Origin of the sequence: Pseudomonas sp. JH-2, assembly GCF_036231725.1 — a bacterium.
In the GTDB taxonomy this organism is placed as follows: Bacteria; Pseudomonadota; Gammaproteobacteria; order Pseudomonadales; family Pseudomonadaceae; genus Pseudomonas; species Pseudomonas delhiensis.
In genome coordinates this window covers 56,586-78,007 of the sequence record NZ_JAZAQP010000016.1, presented here as the reverse complement: position 1 = coordinate 78,007, position 21,422 = coordinate 56,586, and the positions used below count along the sequence as shown (strand labels likewise).

4 protein-coding genes and 1 pseudogene are annotated in these 21,422 nt (G+C 70.1%); all 5 read left to right on the top strand.

Annotated features, from left to right (window positions below; genetic code table 11):
- Nucleotides 1-55: 55 nt before the first annotated feature.
- Nucleotides 56-1,474, top strand: a complete 1,419-nt coding sequence (locus tag VV867_RS13690) for an aspartate aminotransferase family protein (protein WP_328566670.1) — start codon at nucleotides 56-58, stop codon at nucleotides 1,472-1,474.
- A 269-nt stretch (nucleotides 1,475-1,743) separates the two neighbouring features.
- Entirely contained in the window at nucleotides 1,744-1,962 is a 219-nt protein-coding gene (locus tag VV867_RS13685; RefSeq protein WP_089392195.1) for an MbtH family protein, read from the top strand.
- Nucleotides 1,963-2,715: a thioesterase II family protein gene (locus tag VV867_RS13680; RefSeq protein WP_328566669.1), complete on the top strand. Its 753-nt coding sequence runs from the start codon at nucleotides 1,963-1,965 to the stop codon at nucleotides 2,713-2,715. It abuts the gene before it with no gap.
- 210 nt (nucleotides 2,716-2,925) lie between these two features.
- A pseudogene (locus VV867_RS13675) lies at nucleotides 2,926-10,647 on the top strand (amino acid adenylation domain-containing protein); the annotation flags it as partial.
- 103 nt (nucleotides 10,648-10,750) lie between these two features.
- The gene (locus VV867_RS13670; RefSeq protein ID WP_328566668.1) at nucleotides 10,751-21,214 is read left to right on the top strand and encodes a non-ribosomal peptide synthetase; all 10,464 of its coding nucleotides are present in this window, start codon (nucleotides 10,751-10,753) and stop codon (nucleotides 21,212-21,214) included.
- Nucleotides 21,215-21,422: the final 208 nt, after the last annotated feature.

Genomic DNA, 21,422 nt, shown 5'->3' with positions numbered 1-21,422 from the left:
CCATCGCGGGGCACCCGTCAACCGTGGCACACCACCACGTCTCGAGGTTGAAGACATGCAAGTCGCTACCAGCGTCATCGATGACCAGCCTGCCCATGCCGAACCGGCCGCGGGCGAAACCCTCTACGAATTCGCCGAGTCGCCGCTGCTGGCGCGCCAGCGCCACCAGGAATCCAACGCGCGCAGCTACCCGCGGCGCATCCCCCTGGCCCTGAAGAAGGCCAGCGGGCTGTTCGTGGAGGACGTCGAGGGGCGCCGCTTCATCGACTGCCTGGCCGGCGCCGGCACCCTGGCCCTGGGCCACAACCACCCGGTGGTGATCGAGGCGATCCGGCAGGTGCTGGCCGACGAACTGCCGCTGCACACCCTGGACCTGACCACCCCGGTCAAGGACGCCTTCGTCCAGGACCTGTTCGGCCTGCTGCCGGCGCAACTGGCGCGCGAGGCGAAGATCCAGTTCTGCGGGCCCACCGGCGCCGACGCCGCCGAGGCCGCGCTCAAGCTGGTGCGCACCGCCACCGGGCGCAGCACCGTGCTGTCGTTCCAGGGCGGCTACCACGGCATGACCCAGGGCGCCCTGGGGCTGATGGGCAACCTCGGGCCGAAGAAGGCCCTGGGCGCGGTGCTGGGCAACGGCGTGCAGTTCCTGCCGTACCCCTACGCCTACCGCTGCCCCTTCGGCCTCGGCGGCGAGGCCGGGGTGAAAGCCAACCTGCACTATCTGGAAAGCGTGCTGAACGACCCGGAGAGCGGCGTGCCGCTGCCGGCGGCGGTGGTGGTCGAGGTAGTCCAGGGCGAGGGCGGCGTGGTCCCGGCCGACCTGGAGTGGCTGCTCGGCCTGCGGCGCATCACCGAGAAGGCCGGGGTGGCGCTGGTGGTCGACGAGATCCAGACCGGCTTCGGCCGCACCGGGCGGATGTTCGCCTTCGAGCACGCCGGCATCGTCCCCGACGTGGTGCTGCTGTCCAAGGCCATCGGCGGCAGCCTGCCGCTGGCGGTGGTGGTCTACCGCGACTGGCTGGACACCTGGCAGCCCGGCGCCCACGCTGGCACCTTCCGTGGCAACCAGATGGCCATGGCCGCGGGCTCCGCGGTGATGCGCTACCTGAAGGAACACGACATCCCGGCCCACGCCGCGGCCATGGGCGAGCGCCTGGCCGAGCACCTGCGCATCCTCCAGCGCAGCTACCCGCAACTGGGCGACATCCGCGGCCGCGGGCTGATGCTCGGGGTGGAGGTGGTCGACCCCGAGGGCACCGCCGACAGCCTCGGCCACCCGCCGGCCAACCCCGCGCTGGCCTCGCGCATCCAGCGCGAATGCCTGCGCCGCGGGCTGATCCTCGAACTGGGCGGCCGCCACGGCGCGGTGGTGCGCTTCCTGCCGCCGCTGATCATCAGCGCCGAGCAGATCGACGAGGTGGCCCGCCGCTTCGCCCGCGCCCTGGCTGCGGCGGTGCCTGCCGGCAAACCGTAGGAGCGGGCCCTGCCCGCGAAATCGCGCGCAGGGCGCGCTCCTACAGGTTGACGCCGAACGTCCCGCCCACGCCGAACGGCCCCCTCTCCCTTCAGAGAGAGGGTTGGGGAGAGGGGACGGCGTCAACCCCAAACACCTGAACCACCGGCTAGCACCGTTCGCGAGCAAGCTCGCTCCTACGAAGATCACCTAATTTTCTCCCCGCCAACTTCGTTAACCCATAGCGGCCACCCACGGGGCGGCCTGTCCATCCAGTTGAGGAAAGTGCAATGACGTCCGTATTCGACCGCGAAGACATCCAGTTCGAAGTGGTGGTGAACCACGAGGAGCAGTACTCCATCTGGCCGCAGTACAAGGAAATCCCCGCCGGCTGGCGCGCCGTGGGCAAGAGCGGGCTGAAGAAGGACTGCCTGGCCTACATCGAGGAAGTCTGGACCGACATGCGCCCGCTGAGCCTGCGCCAGCACATGGAAAAGGCGGCCGGCTGAGTGGCGCTGCGACTCTTCTGCCTGCCGTACTCCGGTGCCAGCGCCATGGTCTACGGGCGCTGGCGGCGCAAGCTGCCGGCCTGGTTGCAACTGCGCCCGGTGGAGCTGCCGGGCCGCGGCGCGCGCATGGCCGAGCCGCTGCAGACCGACCTGGCCGGCCTGGCCCGGCAACTGGCCCGTGAGCTGCACGACGAAGTGCGCCAGGGCCCCTACGCGGTGCTCGGCCACAGCCTGGGCGCGCTGCTCGCCTGCGAGCTGCTCTACGCCCTGCGCGAGCTGGGCAGCCCGACGCCCCTGGGGCTGTTCGCCTCGGGCACCGCGGCGCCTTCGCGGCGCGCGGAATACGACCGTGGCTTCGCCGAACCCAAGAGCGACGCCGAGCTGATCGCCGACCTGCGCGACCTGCAGGGCACCCCCGAGGAAGTGCTGGCCAGCCAGGAGCTGATGAGCCTGACGCTGCCCATCCTGCGCGCCGACTTCCTGCTCTGCGGCGGCTACCGCTACCAGCGCCGCGCGCCCCTGGCCTGCCCGATCCAGGTGCTCGGCGGCCGCGCCGACAAGGCCAGCGAGGAACAGCTGAGGGCCTGGGGCGAGGAGACCTGCGCCGGTTCCGGGCTGCAACTGTTCGACGGCGGGCACTTCTTCATCCACGAGCACGAGGCCGCCGTGCTGGGCTGCATCGAGCAGCGCCTGCAACGCTGGCGCGCCGGCGAGGGTTCGCTGGCGCCGGTGGCAGCCGCCGCGACCTTCTGAAGTCCGCCGCGTGAAGATCGGGCCGGGTGCAGGCGAGGGCACCCGGCTTTGTCGTTGCTCGCTGCCAAGTAGTTGATATCACTTTGAAAGTCCGCTTCGACCGGCCGTCCCCGTCGGCGCCGCGAAGCTAATTTTCCGGCGTTCCTGTCCGTTCCCCATGAGCCCACTCGAGCCCTGGCGCTCGTTGCCCACGTGCACGGAAGAAGACAGATGAACGCAGAACAGTCCCTGAAACTCGCCCGCCGCTTCCTGGAGCTGCCCCTGGAAAAACGCCGGATGTTCCTGGCGAGCCTGAGCGCGGAAGGCGTCGACTTCTCGCTGTTCCCGATTCCGGCCGGGGTGCCGGGCGCCGAGCGCGACCGGCCGTCCTACGCCCAGCAACGCATGTGGCTGCTCTGGCAGCTGGACCCGCACAGCGGCGCCTACAACCTGCCCGGCGCCGTGCGCCTGGACGGGGCGCTGGACCGCCAGGCCCTGGACCGCGCCTTCGCCAGCCTGGTCGAGCGCCACGAGACGCTGCGCACGGTGTTCGTCCCCGGTGCGGACGGCACCCCGCGGCTGGCGCCCATGCCCGGCGAGCTGCAGGTGGTCTACGAGGATTTCGGCGCCCTGGCGGCGGACGAGCGGGAAGCGCGGGTGCGCGAGGAGGCCCAGCGCGAGTCGCTGCAGCCCTTCGACCTGGGCAATGGCCCGCTGCTGCGGGTGCGCCTGATCCGCCTGGGCGAACGGGAGCACGTGCTGCTGCTGACGCTGCACCACATCGTCTCCGATGGCTGGTCGATGAACCTGCTGATCGAGGAGTTCGGCCGCTTCTACAGCGCCTACGCCCAGGGCGGCGAGGCGCAGCTGCAGGCGCTGCCGGTGCAGTACGCCGACTACGCCCTGTGGCAGCGCAGCTGGCTGGAGGCTGGCGAGCAGGAGCGCCAGCTGGCCTACTGGCGCAAGCAGCTCGGCGAGCGCCACCCGGTGCTGGAGCTGGCCGGCGACCACCCGCGCCCGGCCCAGGCCAGCTACCGCGGCGCCCGCTACGAATTCGCCGTGGAGCCTGCGCTGGCCGAAGCGCTGCGCGCCGCCGCGCGGCGCCAGGGGCTGACCCTGTTCATGCTGCTGCTGGGCGGTTTCGACGTGCTGCTGCAACGCTACAGCGGCGAGGGCGACCTGCGCGTCGGCGTGCCCATCGCCAACCGCAACCGCGCCGAGGTGGAGGGGCTGATCGGCCTGTTCGTCAACACCCAGGTGCTGCGCGCGGTATTCGACGGGCAGACGCCGGTGGAGCGCCTGCTGGCCCAGGTGCGCGACAGCGTGCTGGGCGCCCAGGCCCACCAGGACCTGCCGTTCGAGCGCCTGCTGGACGCCTTCCAGGTGGAGCGCAGCCTCAGCCACAGCCCGCTGTTCCAGGTGATGTACAACCACCAGCCGCAGGTGGCCGACATCGAGGCCCTGGACGACGTGGCCGGCCTGCGCCTGAGCCGCCTGGACTGGCAGAGCCGCACCACCCAGTTCGACCTTTCCCTGGACACCTACGAGAAGGGCGGCCGCCTGTACGCCGCGCTGACCTGCGCCACCGACCTGTTCGAGCCGGCGACCATCGAACGCATGGCGCGGCACTGGCAGAACCTGCTGCGGGCGATGATCGAGAACCCGCAACAGGCGGTCGGCGAACTGCCGATGCTGGACGCCGGTGAGCGTGAGCTGATCCTGAAACAGTGGAATGCCACGGCTACCGAATATCCGTTGCAACGCGGCGTACACCAGCTGTTCGAAGAGCAGGTCGAACGTCACCCGAATGCACCGGCGCTGGCCTTCGGCGAGCAGCGCCTGAGCTATACGGAATTGAACCAGCGCGCCAACCGCCTGGCCCATGCCCTGATCGCGCGCGGCGTGGGGCCGGACCGCCTGGTGGGCATCGCGGTGGAACGCTCCATCGAGATGGTCGTCGGCCTGATGGCGATTCTGAAGGCTGGCGGCGCCTATGTGCCGCTGGACCCGGAATACCCGGCCGAACGCCTGGCCTACATGCTGGAAGACAGCGGCGTGAAGCTGCTGCTGAGCCAGTCGCACCTGGACCTGCCGTTGGCCGAGGGGGTGCAGCGCATCGACCTGGACCAGGAGAGCGATTGGCTGGAAGGCTACAGCGACGCCAATCCCGCTGCGCTCGTGGACGGCGAGAACCTCGCCTATGTGATCTACACCTCCGGCTCCACCGGCAAGCCCAAGGGCGCCGGAAACCGCCATCGCGCGCTGACCAACCGCCTGTGCTGGATGCAGGAAGCCTATGGCCTGGACGGCAGCGATACCGTCCTGCAAAAGACGCCGTTCAGCTTCGACGTCTCGGTGTGGGAATTCTTCTGGCCGCTGATGACCGGTGCCCGCCTGGTCGTCGCAGCACCGGGCGACCATCGCGATCCGGCGAAGCTGGTGGAACTGATCAACCGCGAAGGCGTGACCACGCTGCACTTCGTGCCCTCGATGCTGCAGGCCTTCCTGCAGGACGCCGAAGTCGATAGTTGCACCAGCCTCAAGCGCATCGTCTGCAGCGGCGAGGCCTTGCCGGTGGATGCGCAGCAGCAGGTCTTCGCCAAGCTGCCGCAGGCTGGCCTGCACAACCTCTACGGCCCGACCGAGGCCGCCATCGACGTCACCCACTGGACCTGCGTGGAGGAGGGCAAGGATGCCGTCCCGATTGGCAAACCCATCGCCAACCTGGGCTGCCATATCCTCGACGACAATCTGGAACCGGTGCCGGTAGGCGTACTGGGCGAGCTGTACCTGGCCGGCGAAGGCCTGGCCCGTGGCTACCACCAGCGCCCGGCGCTGACCGCCGAGCGCTTCGTCGCCAGTCCCTTCGTGGCCGGCGAGCGGATGTACCGCACCGGTGACCTGGCCCGCTACCGCGCCGACGGCGTGATCGAATACGCCGGCCGCATCGACCACCAGGTGAAACTGCGTGGCCTGCGTATCGAGCTGGGCGAGATCGAGGCGCGGCTGCTGGAGCATGATTCGGTACGTGAAGCAGCGGTGCTGGCCGTGGACGGCAAGCAACTGGTCGGCTACGTGGTGCTCGATGGCGAAAGCGACAACTGGCGCGAAACCCTGTCCGCGCACCTGGCCGCCAGCCTCCCGGAATACATGGTACCCGCCCAGTGGCTGGCGCTGGAAAGCATGCCCCTGAGCCCCAACGGCAAGCTCGACCGCAAGGCCCTGCCCAAGCCTGATGCAGCAGTGACCCAGGCCGACTACGTGGCGCCGCGCAACGAAGTGGAGCAGCGCCTGGCGGATATCTGGCAGGACCTGCTGGGCCTCGGCCAGGTCGGCCTGGACGACAACTTCTTCGCCCTGGGCGGCGACTCCATCATCGCCATCCAGGTGGTCAGCCGGGCGCGCCAGGCCGGGCTGCAGCTGAGCCCGCGCGACTTGTTCCAGCACCAGAGCGTGCGCGGCCTGGCCCAGGTGGCCAAGCCCCTGGCGGCCGCCGCGGTGGAACAGGGCCCGGCCCAGGGCGAGGCGGCCCTGGCGCCGGTGCAGCACTGGTTCTTCGAGCAGGCCATTCCCAACCGCCGGCACTGGAACCAGTCGCTGCTGCTGGAAGCCCGCCAGCGCCTGGACGGCGAGCGCCTGGAGCGCGCGCTGGCCCGCCTGCTGGCGCATCACGACGCCCTGCGCCTGCGTTTCCGCCAGGTGGAGGGCGCCTGGCAGCAGGCCTACGCCGAGCAGGCCGAAAGCCCGCTGTGGTGGCGCCGGGCCGATTCGCCCGAAGCGCTGGCAGCGCTCTGCGAAGAGGCCCAGCGCAGCCTTGACCTGGAAAACGGCCCACTGCTGCGCGCGCTGCTGGTGGACCTGGCCGACGGCGGCCAGCGCCTGCTGCTGGTGATCCACCACCTGGTGGTGGACGGGGTGTCCTGGCGCATCCTGCTGGAGGACCTGCAGCACTTGTACGAACAGCCGGACGCCGACCTGCCGCCGCGCAGCAGCGCCTACCAGGCCTGGACGCGCCAGTTGCACGAACAGGCGCCGCGGCGCCTGGGCGAACTGGCCTATTGGCAGGCGCAACTGGCCGACGCCCCGCGCAGCCTGCCTTGCGACAACCCGCAAGGCGCGCTGGAGAACCGCCACGAACGCAAGCTCACCCTGACCCTCGACGCCGAGCGCACCCGCCAGCTGCTGCAGAAGGCCCCGGCGGCCTACCGCACCCAGGTCAACGACCTGCTGCTGGCCGCCCTGGCCCGGGTGGTGTGCCGCTGGACCGGCGACGCCAGCCTGCTGGTGCAACTGGAAGGCCACGGCCGCGAGGACCTGGGCGGCGGGCTGGACCTGAGCCGCAGCGTCGGCTGGTTCACCAGCCTGTTCCCGCTGCGCCTGACGCCGGCCGCCGACATCGGCACCTCGATCAAGGCTATCAAGGAACAGCTGCGCAGCGTGCCGGACAAGGGCGTCGGCTACGGCCTGCTGCGCTACCTGGCCGGCGACGAGGCGGCGCAGACACTGGCGGTGCTGCCGCAGCCGCGTATCACCTTCAACTACCTGGGCCGGTTCGACCGCCAGTTCGACGCAGCCGCCTTGCTGCTGCCGGCCGCCGAAAGCGCCGGCCAGGCCCAGGACCCGCGCGCGCCGCTGGCCAACTGGCTGAGCATCGAAGGCCAGGTCTACGGCGGCGAGCTGAGCCTGAGCTGGGCGTTCAGCCAGGAAATGTTCGAGGCGGCCAGCGTGCAGCGCCTGGTGGACGACTATGCGCGCGAGCTGCAGGCGCTCATCGAGCACTGCCGCGACCCGCGCCACGCCGGGGCGACGCCCTCGGACTTCCCCCTGGCCGGGCTGGACCAGGCGCAACTGGACGCGCTGCCGCTGGAGCTGGCCGCGGTGCAGGACATCTACCCGCTCTCGCCCATGCAGCAGGGCATGCTGTTCCACAGCCTCTACGCGCGGGAGGAGGGTGACTACGTCAACCAGCTGCGGGTGGACGTGGAGGGGCTGGACGTCGAGCGTTTCCGCAACGCCTGGCAGGCCGTGGTGGCCCGCCACGACGTGCTGCGGGCCGGCTTCCTCGGTACGCTGGAACGCCCGTTGCAGTGGCTCCGGCGGCAAATGGAGGTGCCCTTCGCGGTGGTCGACCTGCGTAGCCGGGGGGATCTGCAGGCGGAACTGCAGCGCCTGGCCCTGGCCGAGCGCCGCCGTGGCTTCGACCTGGCCGGGGAGGCCCTGCTGCGCCTGACCCTGGTCCGCACCGGGGAGCACAGCCATCACCTGATTCACACCCACCACCACATCCTGCTGGACGGCTGGAGCAACTCGCGGCTGCTGGGCGAGGTGCTGCAGCACTATGCCGGGCAGGCGCCCGCGGCGCCGGCGGGCACCTTCCGCGACTACATCGACTGGCTGCAGCGGCGCGATGTCCAGGCCGAAGAGGCCTTCTGGAAGGAGCAACTGGCCGAACTGGAGGCGCCGACGCGACTGGCCCTCTCGTTGTCCGCCGGTAACGACGGGGAGCGCGGCCACGGCCTGCTGCGCAGGGACCTGGAGCGGCCGGTCAGCGAGCGCCTGAGGGTCTTCGCCCAGCGCCAGAAGGTGACCGTCAACACCCTGGTGCAGGCCGCCTGGCTGCTGTTGCTGCGCCGCTACACCGGCCAGGAGACCGTGTGCTTCGGCGCCACCGTGGCGGGCCGCCCGGCGGAGCTGGCCGGTATCGAGGAGCAGGTCGGCCTGTTCATCAACACCCTGCCGGTGGTCGGCAGCCCGCAGGCGGAACAGACGGTGGCCGAGTGGGTGGCCCAGGTCCAGGCGCGCAGCCTGGCACTGCGCGAATTCGAGCACACCCCGCTGTACGAGGTGCAGAGCTGGGCCGGGCGCGGCGGCGAGGCGTTGTTCGACAGCCTGCTGGTATTCGAGAACTACCCGGTGGCGGAGGCCCTGCAGCAGGGCGCCCCGGCCGGGCTGCGCTTCGGCGAGGTGGACAGCCGCGAGCAGACCAACTACCCGCTGACCCTCGGCGTGCACCTGGGCAGCACCCTGGCGCTGCATTTCAACCATGACGCCCAGGTCCTGCCCACGCGCGTGGTTGCCCGCCTGGCCGAGCATTTCGTCAACCTGCTGGTGGCGCTGTGCGAGCGCCCGCAGGCGCGCCTGGCCGAGCTGGAAATGCTTGGCGATGCAGAGAGAGCGGAGATCCTGCAGCGCTGGGACCACACTGCGGATCACTACCCGAGCGACCGCTACATCCACCAACTGGTGGCGGACCGTGCCGCGGAGAAACCGGATGCGGTGGCGGTGATCTTCGCCGACCAGGGGCTGACTTACGGCGAGCTGGATAGCCAGGCCAACCGCCTGGCCCACCGCCTGGTCGAACTGGGCGTCGGCCCCGAAGTACGGGTGGCCATCGCCATGCGTCGCTCGGCGGAGACCATGGTGGCCTTCCTCGCCGTGCTGAAGGCCGGTGGCGCCTACGTGCCGCTGGACGTGGCCTATCCGCGCGAACGCCTGCTGTACATGATGCAGGATTGTGCTGCTGCGCTGGTGCTGACCCAGAGCGATCTGGAGAACCAACTGCCGTTGCCGGAGGGGCTGCCGACCCTGGCGGTGGACCGCACCGAGGAATGGCAGGACCAACCTGCCAGCGCGCCGGCCGTAGCGCTGCACGGCGACAACCTGGCCTACGTGATCTACACCTCCGGCTCCACCGGCCTGCCCAAGGGCGTGGCGGTCTCCCATGGTCCGCTGGTCTCGCACATCCGCGCCACTGGCGAGCGCTACGAGACCAATGCCGAGGACTGCGAGCTGCACTTCATGTCCTTCGCCTTCGATGGCGCCCATGAAGGCTGGATGCACCCGCTGATCAATGGCGCCCGCGTGCTGATCCGCGACGACAGCCTGTGGCTGCCGGAGCAGACCTACGCGCAGATGCACCGGCATCAGGTCACTTTGGCGGTGTTCCCGCCGGTGTACCTGCAACAACTGGCTGAACACGCCGAACGCGACGGCAATCCGCCGCCAACCCGCGTGTACTGCTTCGGTGGCGATGCGGTACCGCAGGCGAGCTATGACCTGGCGTGGAGAGCGCTGCGCCCGCAGTACCTGTTCAACGGCTATGGTCCCACCGAAACGGTGGTAACTCCGCTGCTGTGGAAGGCCCGCAAGGAAGACCCGTGCGGAGCGGCGTACGCGCCGATCGGCACACTGCTGGGCAAACGCCGTGGCTATGTACTGGATGCCGAGCTGAACCTGCTGCCCGTGGGCCTGGCCGGCGAGCTGTACCTGGGTGGCGAGGGCGTAGCGCGAGGGTATCTGGAACGCCCGGCGCTGACCGCCGAGCGCTTCGTGCCGGACCCGTTCGGCAACGGCGAGCGCGTGTACCGCAGCGGCGACCTGACCCGCGCCAGGCCGGACGGCGTGGTGGACTACCTGGGCCGGGTGGACCACCAGGTGAAGATCCGCGGTTTCCGCATCGAACTGGGCGAAATCGAGGCGCGGCTCCTGGAGCAGGACGCGGTGCGCGAAGCAGTGGTACTGGCCCGCGACGGCGCCAGTGGCAAGCAACTGGTGGGCTACGTGGTGCCGGCCGAACCGATTCCGGCCGAACAACGCCACGCCCTGCGCGATGAGCTGAAAGCGGCGCTGAAGGCCTGCCTACCGGAGTACATGGTGCCGGCACAGCTGCTGTTCCTGGAGACGTTGCCGCTGACGCCCAACGGCAAGCTGGACCGCAAGGCCCTGCCGCAGCCGGACATCAGCGAACTGCAACAGGACTACGTGGCGCCGCGCAGCGAGCTGGAACGGCAACTGGCGGCGATCTGGCAGGAAGTGCTGAAACTGCCGCAGGTGGGGCTGAAGGACAACTTCTTCGACCTGGGCGGCCACTCGCTGCTGGCCACTCAAGCCACCGCGCGGGCGCAGGACGAACTGGGCGTGAACCTGCCCCTGGCGCTGATGTTCCAGAGCGAAACCCTGGAGGCCTACGCGGCCTCGGCGGCGCAGTACGCCCCCAGCAGCGACGCGGACTTCGACGATCTCCGCGACTTCATGACCGAACTCGAGGCAGTGTGACATGCAACCCGACAAGAACCTGGACCTGGCCCATCGCTTCGTTCGCCTCCCCCTCGAGCAACGCCGGCTGTTCTTCCAGAAGCTGGTGTCGAAGAACATCGGCCTGTCGCAGTTGCCGATCCCCGTCACCCGCCACGAGGCCGGGACGCGGCCGCTGTCCTATGCGCAGCAGCGCCAGTGGTTCCTCTGGCAGATGGCGCCGGAGAGCGCGGCCTACCACATCCCGGCGGTGCTGAGGCTGCGCGGCCGGCTGGACCTGGGGGCCCTGCGGCGCAGCTTCGAGGCGCTGATCGCGCGCCACGAGACGCTGCGCACCCACTTCCGCCAGGAACAGGACCAGGCCGTCCAGGTGGTCCACCCCGAGCTGCCGTTCGAGCTGGGCTACGAGGCGCTGGCCTCGCGCAGCGAGGAAGCCCTGCAGGCGCGCATCGAGGCGGAAATCCGGACGCTGTTCGACCTGCAGCACGGCCCGCTGCTGCGGGTGAAGCTGCTACGCCTGGCGGCGGACGAGCATGTACTGGTGCTGACCCTGCACCACATCATCGCCGACGGCTGGTCCATGGCGCTGATGGTCGACGAACTGGTGCGCCTGTACGCGGCGTACAGCGAGGGGCGCGAGGCCGCCCTGGCGGACTTGCCGATCCAGTATGCCGACTATGCCCTGTGGCAGCGCAGCTGCATGGAGGCCGGGGAGCGCGAGCGCCAGCTGGGCTATTGGCGCGAACGGCTGGGCGGCGGGCAGCCGCCCCTGGAGTTGCCCAGCGACCGTTCGCGGCCGGCGGTGCAGAGCTACCGCGGCGGCGAGGTGGAGATCCCGCTGGCCGACGAGCTGGCCCGCAAGCTGCGCGAACTGGCCCAGAGCCGCGGCGTGACCCTGTTCATGCTGCTGCTGGCCTCCTTCCAGAGCCTGCTGAACCGCCATTCGGGGCAGGCCGACATCCGCGTGGGCGTGCCCATCGCCAACCGCACCCGGGTGGAAACCGAAGGGCTGATCGGCTTCTTCGTCAACACCCAGGTGCTGAAGGCGGAGTTCGAGCTGCACACCACCTTCGACGACCTGCTGGGCCAGGTGAAGCAGCGCGCGCTGGAGGCCCAGGCCTACCAGGAGCTGCCCTTCGAGCAACTGGTGGAGGCGCTGCAGCCCGAGCGCGACCTGAGCCACAGCCCGCTGTTCCAGGTGATGTACAACCACCAGAACGAGAGCCGGGGCAAGGCGCGGGAACTGCCCGGCCTCATCGTCGAGAGCCTGCCGCGGGAAGTCAGCACCGCGCAGTTCGACCTGACCCTGGACACCTTCGAGTCCGAGCGCGGGCTGCGGGCGTCGCTGACCTATGCGACCGACCTCTTCGAGCGGCCCACCGTGGAGCGCCTGGCGGACCACTGGCGGAACCTGCTGGAAGCGGTCTGCGCCGACCCGCAGCGGCGCATCGCCGAACTGCCCATCCTCGGCGCCGCCGAGCGGCACCAGGTGGTGCACGCATGGAACGACACCGCCGCGCCCTATCGCCAGGCCTGCCTGCACGAACTCTTCGAGGAGCAGGTGGCGCGGACGCCGGAAGCCCTGGCGCTGATCGACGGCGAGCAGGAGTACAGCTACCGCGAGCTGAACCTGCGGGCCAACCGCCTGGCCCACAAGCTGCGCGAGCTGGGCGTGGGGCCGGAGGTGCTGGTCGGGATCGCCATGCAGCGGCGCCTGGAGATGCTGGTGGGGCTGCTGGCGATCCTCAAGGCCGGCGGCGCCTACGTGCCGCTGGACCCGGAGTACCCGAAGGAGCGCCAGGCCTACATGCTGGAGGACAGCCAGGCGCGCCTGCTGCTGACCCAGCGCGCTTTGCTCGCCCAACTGCCGCAGGGGGGCGCGGCGCAGGTGCTGGCGGTCGACGACCTGGCCCTGGAGGCGTATCCGCAGGACGACCCCTGCCACCTGGCCGGCCCGGAGAACCTGGCGTACTGCATCTACACCTCCGGCTCCACCGGCAAGCCCAAGGGCGTGATGATCGAGCACCGCAACGCGGCGGCCCTGGTCGGCTGGGCCGGCACGGTCTACAGCCGGGAAGACCTGCAGGGTGTGCTGGCCTCCACCTCGATCTGCTTCGACCTCTCGGTGTGGGAGTTCTTCGTCACCCTGGCCAGCGGCGGCTTCGTGGTGCTGGCCGACAATGCCCTGGCACTGCCGGAGCTGCCGGCCCGGCAGCGGGTGCGCCTGGTCAACACGGTGCCCTCGGCCATCCGCATGCTCTGCGAGGCGGGGCAGGTTCCCGACTCGGTGCGCATCGTCAACCTGGCGGGCGAGCCGCTCGCCCAGACGGTGGTGGACAACCTCTACGGGCTCGGCCACATCGAGCGGGTCTACGACCTCTACGGCCCTTCCGAGGACACCACCTATTCCACCTACACCCTGAGGACACTGGGCGGCAGCGCCAACATCGGCCGCCCGCTGGCCAACAGCGGCGTGCATCTCATCGACGCCACCGGCGAGCCGGCCGGCATCGGCAAGGGCGGCGAATTGTGCATGGTCGGGGCGGGCCTGGCCCGTGGCTATCTGAACCGGCCGGCGTTGACGGCGGAGAAGTTCCTTCCCGACCCCTTCGCCGGGCAGGGTGGCGGCCGGCTCTACCGCACCGGCGACCTGGCGCGCTACCGGCCCGACGGGGTGATCGAGTACCTGGGGCGCATCGACCACCAGGTGAAGATCCGCGGCTTCCGCATCGAGCTGGGCGAGATCGAGGCGCGGCTGCTGGAGCAGGACGCGGTGCGCGAGGCGGTGGTGCTGGCCCAGGACGGGGTCAGCGGCAAGCAGCTGGTGGGTTACGTGGTGCCGGCTGAAAGCGTGGCGAACGGGGGCCAGCGCGAACTGCGCGAGGCCCTGAGGACGGCGTTGAAGGCGAACCTGCCGGACTACATGGTGCCGGCGCAGCTGCTGTTCCTCGAAGCGCTGCCGCTGACGCCCAACGGCAAGCTGGACCGCAAGGCCCTGCCGCAGCCGGACGCGAGCGAGCTGCAGCAGGACTACGTGGCGCCGCGCAGCGAACTGGAGCGGCAACTGGCGGCCATCTGGCAGGACGTGCTGAAGCGCCCGCAGGTGGGCGCGACCGACAACTTCTTCGAACTGGGCGGCGACTCCATCGTCTCGCTGCAGGTGGTGAGCCGGGCGCGCCAGGCGGGCATCCAGTTCACCCCCAGGGACCTGTTCCAGCACCAGACGGTGCAGGGGCTGGCCAGCGTGGCCCGGCGCGCCGAGGGCCTGCAGGTGGCGCAGGGGCCGGTCACCGGCGCCTTGTCGCTGACGCCGATCCAGCACTGGTTCTTCGGGCAGGACATCCCCAACCGCCAGCACTGGAACCAGTCGCTGCTGCTGGCGCCGCGCCACCCCCTGCAGGCCCAGCCCCTGCAGGCCGCGCTGCAAGCCCTGCTGACGCACCACGACGCCCTGCGCCTGCGCTTCGAGCGGCATGATGGCGCCTGGCGCGCCGAATTCAGCGCGCCGCAAGCGGACGCGGACGTATTGTGGAGCCGCCGCCTGGCCACGCCGGAGGCGCTGGAAGATGTCGCCAACCAGGCGCAGCGCAGCCTGAACCTGGCGGCGGGGCCGCTGCTGCGGGCGGTGCTGGCGGAGCTGCCCGGCGGCGAGCAGCGCCTGCTGCTGGTGATCCACCACCTGGTGGTGGATGGGGTGTCCTGGCGCGTGCTGCTGGACGACCTGCAACAAGCCTATGCCCGGGCCGTTGCCGGGCAGCCGGCGGAGCTGCCGGCCAAGACCAGTTCGTTCCAGGCCTGGGCCGAGCGCCTGGCCGCCCATGCCCAGGGCGCGGCCGCCGCAGCGGAACTGGCCTACTGGCAGGCCCAGCTGGTCGGCGTGAGCGACGAGTTGCCCTGCGCCAACCCGGCCGGCGGGCGGCAACAGAAGCACGTCGCCTATGCCAGCACCCGCCTGGACCGCGACTGGACCCGCCGCCTGCTGCAGGAAGCGCCGGCGGCCTACCGCACCCAGGTCAACGACCTGCTGCTGACCGCCCTGGCGCGGGTGATCTGCCGCTGGAGCGGGCAACCGGAAACCCTGGTGCGCCTGGAAGGCCATGGCCGGGAAGAGCTGTTCGCGGATATCGACCTGACCCGCACCGTCGGCTGGTTCACCAGCATGTACCCGGTGCGCCTCAGCCCCCGGGCGGGCCTGGCGGATTCCATCAAGACCATCAAGGAGCAGTTGCGGGCGGTGCCCGGCAAGGGGCTCGGCTACGGCCTGCTGCGCCACCTGGGCTCCGACGAGGCGAGGCGGGCGCTGGAAAGCCTGCCGAGCGGGGCGATCGTCTTCAACTACCTGGGGCAGTTCGACCAGAGCTTCGACGCCGAAGACGGCCTGTTCGTCCCCGCCAAGGAAAGCAGCGGCGCCGGCCTGGACGAGAACGCGCCCCTGGACGGCCTGCTCAACCTGAACGGGCGGGTGTACGACGGCGAGCTGAGCCTGGACTGGGGCTTCAGCCGCGAGCTGTTCGACGAGCGGACCATCCAGCGCCTGGCCAGCGAGTACGCCGATGAGCTGCGCGAACTGATCGGGCATTGCAGCGATACGGCCAACCGCGGCCTGACGCCTTCGGACGTTCCCCTGGCGCGCCTGAGCCAGGGCCAGCTGGACAGCCTGCCGCTGCCGGCGGCGCAGATAGCCGACATCTACCCGCTCTCGCCCATGCAGCAGGGCATGCTGTTCCACAGCCTGTACGAGCGGGAGGGCGGCGACTACGTCAACCAGATGCGCGTGGACGTGGAGGGCCTGGAGGTCGAGGGCTTCCGGCGCGCCTGGCAGGCGGCCGTGGATGCCCACGACGTGCTGCGTGCCGCGTTCATCAGCGACCTGGCGCAACCCCTGCAGGTCATCCGCCGGCAGATGCCGGTGCCGTTCGCGGTGCTGGACTGGCAGGGCCAGGCGGACCTCGGCGCGCGCCTGGATGCCTGGGCGAAGGCCGACCGCGAACGCAGCTTCGACCTGGCGGAGGAACCGCTGCTGCGCCTGACGGTGATCCGCACCGGCGAGCGCAGCCACCACCTGATCTACACCTGCCACCACATCCTGCTGGACGGCTGGAGCAACTCGCGGCTGCTGGGCGAGGTGCTGCAACGCTATGCCGGACACCCCACCGGCCGATCCGCGGGGAACTATCGCGACTACATCGACTGGCTGCAGCGGCAGGACCCGCAGGCCAGCGAGGCGTTCTGGAAAACCCAGCTGGTGGAACTCGACGCGCCGACGCGGCTGACCCACGCGCTGCGCCCGGCCCTGGCGGGCCAGGCCGGCCACGGTTTGTACAGCCAGGTGCTGGATGAGGAACGTACCCGCCAACTGGGTGAGTTCGCCCGCAGCCTGCGGGTGACGCTGAATACCCTGGTGCAGGCCGCCTGGCTGCTGTTGCTGCGGCGCTACACCGGGCAGGACACGGTGTGCTTCGGCGCCACCGTGGCGGGACGTCCGGCGGAGCTGGCCGGCATCGAGGAACAGGTCGGCCTGTTCATCAACACCCTGCCGGTGATCGGCAGCCCGCGCGCGGAGCAGACGGCGGCCGAGTGGATCGCCCAGGTGCAGGCGCGCAGCCTGGCCCTGCGCGAGTTCGAGCACACCCCGCTGTACGAGGTGCAACGCTGGGCGCGGCTGGGCAACGAAGCGCTGTTCGACAGCCTGCTGGTATTCGAGAACTACCCGGTTTCCGAGGCGCTGCAGCAGGGCGCCCCGGCTGGGCTGCGCTTCGGCGAGGTGGGCAACCACGAGCAGACCAACTACCCGCTGGCCCTGGCCGTGCTGCTGGGCGAGCGGCTGGAAGTGCACTACAGCTATGACCGCCGGCACTTCGACGAGGAAACCCTCGGCCAGGTGGCCGGGCACTTCGGCAACCTGCTCATGGCTCTGTGCGAACGCCCGCAGGCGCGCCTGGCCGAGCTGGAAATGCTCGGTGGGGCGGAGAGGGCGCAGATCCTGCAGCGCTGGGATCACACTGCGGATCACTACGCGAGCGACCGCTATATCCACCAACTGGTGGCGGATCGTGCAGCGGAGACGCCGGATGCGGTGGCGGTGATCTTTGCCGACCAGCCGCTGACCTATGGCGAGCTGGATACCCGGGCCAACCGCCTGGCGCACCGTCTGATCGAACTGGGCGTCGGCCCCGAAGTACGGGTGGCCATCGCCATGCGTCGCTCGGCGGAGACCATGGTGGCTTTCCTCGCCGTGCTGAAGGCGGGCGGCGCCTATGTGCCGCTGGACGTGGCCTATCCGCGCGAGCGCCTGCTGTACATGATGCAGGACTGCGCGGCAGCGCTGGTGCTGACCCAGAGCGATCTGGAGAGCCAACTGCCGCTGCCGGAAGGGCTGCCGACCCTCGCGGTGGACCGCGCCGAGGAGTGGCAATCCCTTCCCGCTACTGCGCCGACTGTGGCGTTGCACGGCGACAACCTGGCCTACGTGATCTACACCTCCGGCTCCACCGGCCTGCCTAAAGGCGTGGCGGTGTCCCACGGGCCGCTGGTGTCGCATATCCGCGCCACTGGTGAACGCTACGAGACGAACCCTTCGGACTGCGAACTGCACTTCATGTCCTTTGCCTTCGACGGCGCCCATGAAGGTTGGATGCATCCGCTGATCAACGGTGCGCGCGTGCTGATCCGCGACGACAGCCTGTGGCTGCCGGAGCAGACCTACGCGCAGATGCACCGGCATCAAGTGACCCTGGCGGTATTCCCACCGGTGTACCTGCAACAGCTGGCCGAACACGCCGAACGTGATGGCAACCCGCCGCCGACCCGCGTTTACTGCTTCGGTGGTGATGCAGTGCCGCAGGCGAGCTATGACCTGGCCTGGCGGGCACTGCGCCCGCAGTACCTGTTCAACGGCTACGGCCCCACCGAGACGGTGGTAACGCCCTTGCTGTGGAAGGCCCGCAAGGAAGACCCGTGCGGAGCGGCCTATGCACCCATCGGCACGTTGCTGGGCAAGCGCCGCGGCTACGTGCTGGATGCCGAGCTGAACCTGCTGCCGGTGGGCCTGGCCGGCGAGCTGTACCTGGGCGGCGAGGGTGTGGCCCGGGGCTACCTGGAGCGCCCGGCGCTGACCGCCGAACGCTTCGTGCCGGACCCGTTCGGCAATGGCGAACGCGTCTACCGCAGTGGCGACCTGACCCGCGCCCGGCCAGATGGGGTGGTGGACTACTTGGGTCGGGTGGACCACCAGGTGAAGATTCGCGGTTTCCGCATCGAACTGGGCGAAATCGAAGCCCGCCTGCTGGAGCAGGACGCGGTGCGCGAGGCAGTGGTGCTGGCCCGCGACGGCGCCAGTGGCAAGCAACTGGTGGGCTACGTGGTGCCGACCGGAGCGCTGGCAGCCGAACAGCGGCACGCCCTGCGCGACGAGTTGAAGGCAGCACTGAAAGCGAGCCTGCCGGAGTACATGGTGCCGGCACAGCTGCTGTTCCTCGAGACACTGCCGCTGACGCCCAACGGCAAGCTGGACCGCAAGGCCCTGCCGCAGCCGGATATCAGCGAGCTGCAGCAGGACTACGTAGCGCCGCGCAGCGAGCTGGAGCGGCAACTGGTGGACATCTGGCAAGAGGTGCTGAAGCTGCCGCAGGTGGGCCTGAACGACAACTTCTTCGAGCTGGGCGGTGACTCCATCATCTCCCTGCAACTGGTGAGCAGGGCCCGCCAGGCGGGGATTCGCTTCACCCCGAAAGAGCTGTTCCAGCACCAGACGGTGCAGGAGCTGGCACGGGTGGCCCGGCGCGCGGAAGAAGCCGCCGTCGACCAGGGGCCGGCCAGCGGCACGCTGCCGCTGACGCCGATCCAGCGCTGGTTCTTCGAACAGGACATTCCCCAGCGCCACCACTGGAACCAGTCGGTGCTGCTCGCGGCCCCGGGCAAGGCCTGGGAGGGCGAAGTGCTGGAGCGGGCGCTGAGAGGGCTGGTCATCCACCACGATGCCTTGCGCCTGGCCTTCGACGCCGGCTCGGCGCGCTACCGGGATCTGGCCGAAGTGCAGTCTGCCTGGGAACAGGCGGGCATCCTCTGGCAGGCCGAGCTGGACGGCCCGGAGGCGCTGGAAGCCCTGGGCGAGGAAGCACAACGCAGCCTGGACCTCGCCGGCGGCCCGTTGCTGCGGGCGCTGCTGGCCACGCTGGCCGACGGCAGCCAGCGCCTGCTGCTGGTGATCCACCACCTGGTGGTGGACGGGGTGTCCTGGCGGATCCTGCTGGAGGACCTGGACAGCGCCTACCGCCAGTGCGCCGCCGGCCAGCCACCGCGCCTGCCGGCCAGGACCAGTTCGCTGCAGGCCTGGGCCTTGCGCCTGCTCGAACATGCCGGCAGCAGCACATTGCGGCAGGAGCTGGACTACTGGCGCAACGAACTGCAGGACGCCGATCCGACGCTGCCCTGCGACAACCCCGAGGGCTCCCGCCGGCTGTGCGATGCGCGGCACGTCCAGCTGCGCCTGGACGCCGACATGACGCGCAAACTGTTGCAGGTGGCGCCGGCGGCCTACCGCACCCAGGTCAACGACCTGCTGCTCACCGCGCTGGCCAGGGCGGTCTGCCGCTGGAGCGGCCGCGACCATGCGCTGATCCAGCTGGAAGGCCACGGCCGCGAAGACCTGTTCGAGGACATCGACCTTTCGCGCACGGTGGGCTGGTTCACCAGCGTCTATCCGTTGCGGCTGGTGCCGGAGCCGGACCTGGGGCGCTCGCTCATGGGCATCAAGGAGCAATTGCGGGCGGTGCCCGGCAAGGGCATCGGTTTCGGCCTGCTGCGCTACCTCGGCGACGCCGCCAGCCAGCAGGCGCTGCGGGCCTTGCCGGAGCCGCGGATCACCTTCAACTACCTGGGGCAGTTCGACGGGCCGGGTGCCGACGATGGCGAGCCGGCCCACAGCTTCTCGACGGAGCGTGCCGGCGCGGACCTGAGCGAGCAGGCCCCGCTGGGCAACTGGCTGAGCATCAACGGCCAGGTATACGACGGCGAGCTGAGCCTGACCTGGACCTTCAGCCTCGAGGTCTTCCAGGGCGAGGGCATCGAACGGCTCGCCGAGGACTATCGCCGTGAACTGGAAGGGCTGATCGAGCATTGCTGCCAGCCGGGCACGGGGGCGCTGACGCCCGCCGACGTGCCCCTGGCCGGCCTGACCCAGGCGCAACTGGATGCGCTGGGCCTGGAGGCGGCGCGGGTCGAGGATATCTACCCGCTGACGCCCATGCAGCGCGGCATGCTGCCCGAGGCGGTGCACGAGCAGGGCGATTTCATCTGCCAGCACACCCTCGGCGTGCGCGGGCTGGACCCCGAGCGCTTCCGCCGGGCCTGGCAGGCCACCCTGGACGCCCACGGCATGCTGCGCACCGGCTTCGTCGCGACGACGGCGCAGCGCCAGCCGTTGCAGGTGGTGTACCGGGCGGTGGAGGCGCCTTTCACGCTGGTCGACGGGCGCGGACTGACGCCCCTGGAGGTGGAGGAGCGCCTGCTCGAAGACCGCCTCACGCCCTTCGACATGGCGAAGGCGCCCTTGCTGCGCCTGACGCTGGTGCGGCTCGCCGACGGCGAATACCGCGTGGCCCTGACCAGCCACCACATCCTGCTGGACGGCTGGAGCGCCTCGCGCCTGTATGAGGACATCCTGTGGGCCTACCTGGCTGGCGCCCCGGCACCCGTGGCGGGGAGCTTCCGCGACTACCTGGCCTGGCTGCAGGGTGTGGACCACGAGGGCGACCGGCGCTTCTGGCAGCAGGCGCTGGCGCGCCTGGACGCGCCCAGCCTGCTGGCGCCGGCGGCGAGCGAGGGGGCCTGCGGGCACGGACACCTGTTCTTCGCCCTCACGCCCGAACGCAGCGCGGCCCTGGGCGAGTTCGCCCGGCAGCAGCGGGTCACGGTCAATACCCTGGTGCAGGCCGCCTGGCTGCTGTTGCTGGGGCGCCGGCTGCAGCGGACGACGGTGGCCTGCGGGGTGACGCTGTCCGGGCGGCCGGCGGAGCTGCCCGGCATCGAGCGGCAGCTGGGGCTGTACATCAACGACGTGCCGCTGGTGGCCGAGCTTGCGGCGGAACTGAGCATCGCCCAGTGGCTGCAGGAGATCCAGGCGTTCAACCTGCGCATGCGCGAGCATGGCTATGCGTCGCTGGCCGAGCTGCAGCAATGGCATGGCTCGGAACTCTTCGATACGGTCATCGTGTTCGAGAACTATCCGGGAGAGCTGTCCCAGGCGGAGGAGGGCAGCCAGGCGCTGCAGTTCCTCGGCATGCGGCACCATGAGCAGACCAGCACGCCGCTGACGCTCTACGTCGAACTGGACGAGGTCTGGGGGTTCCACTTCGACTACCGCCTCGATCGCTTCCAGGCGGCGGTGGTCGAGTCGCTGGGCAGCGAGCTGCAACGGCTGCTCGCCTGGCTGGTGGCGACGGTTCCCTCGACGCGGCTGGGCGAACTGGAGGGCGAAACCGCCTGAGCCCGCCTCAGCCTGGCGAATCACGCCCCCGACGCAGCAACGCTGCGCCGGGGGCGTTTTCATTGGGCGCGCAGGTAACGCAGCGCCAGTTGGCAGGTTCGTAGGGCGGATAACCGTTCGCGGTTATCCGCCGCCACCCGTGCCACCGGGGCGTCCGGCTCCGCTCCTACGCGGCCCCACCCATGCCATTCCCCTGTAGGAGCGCGCC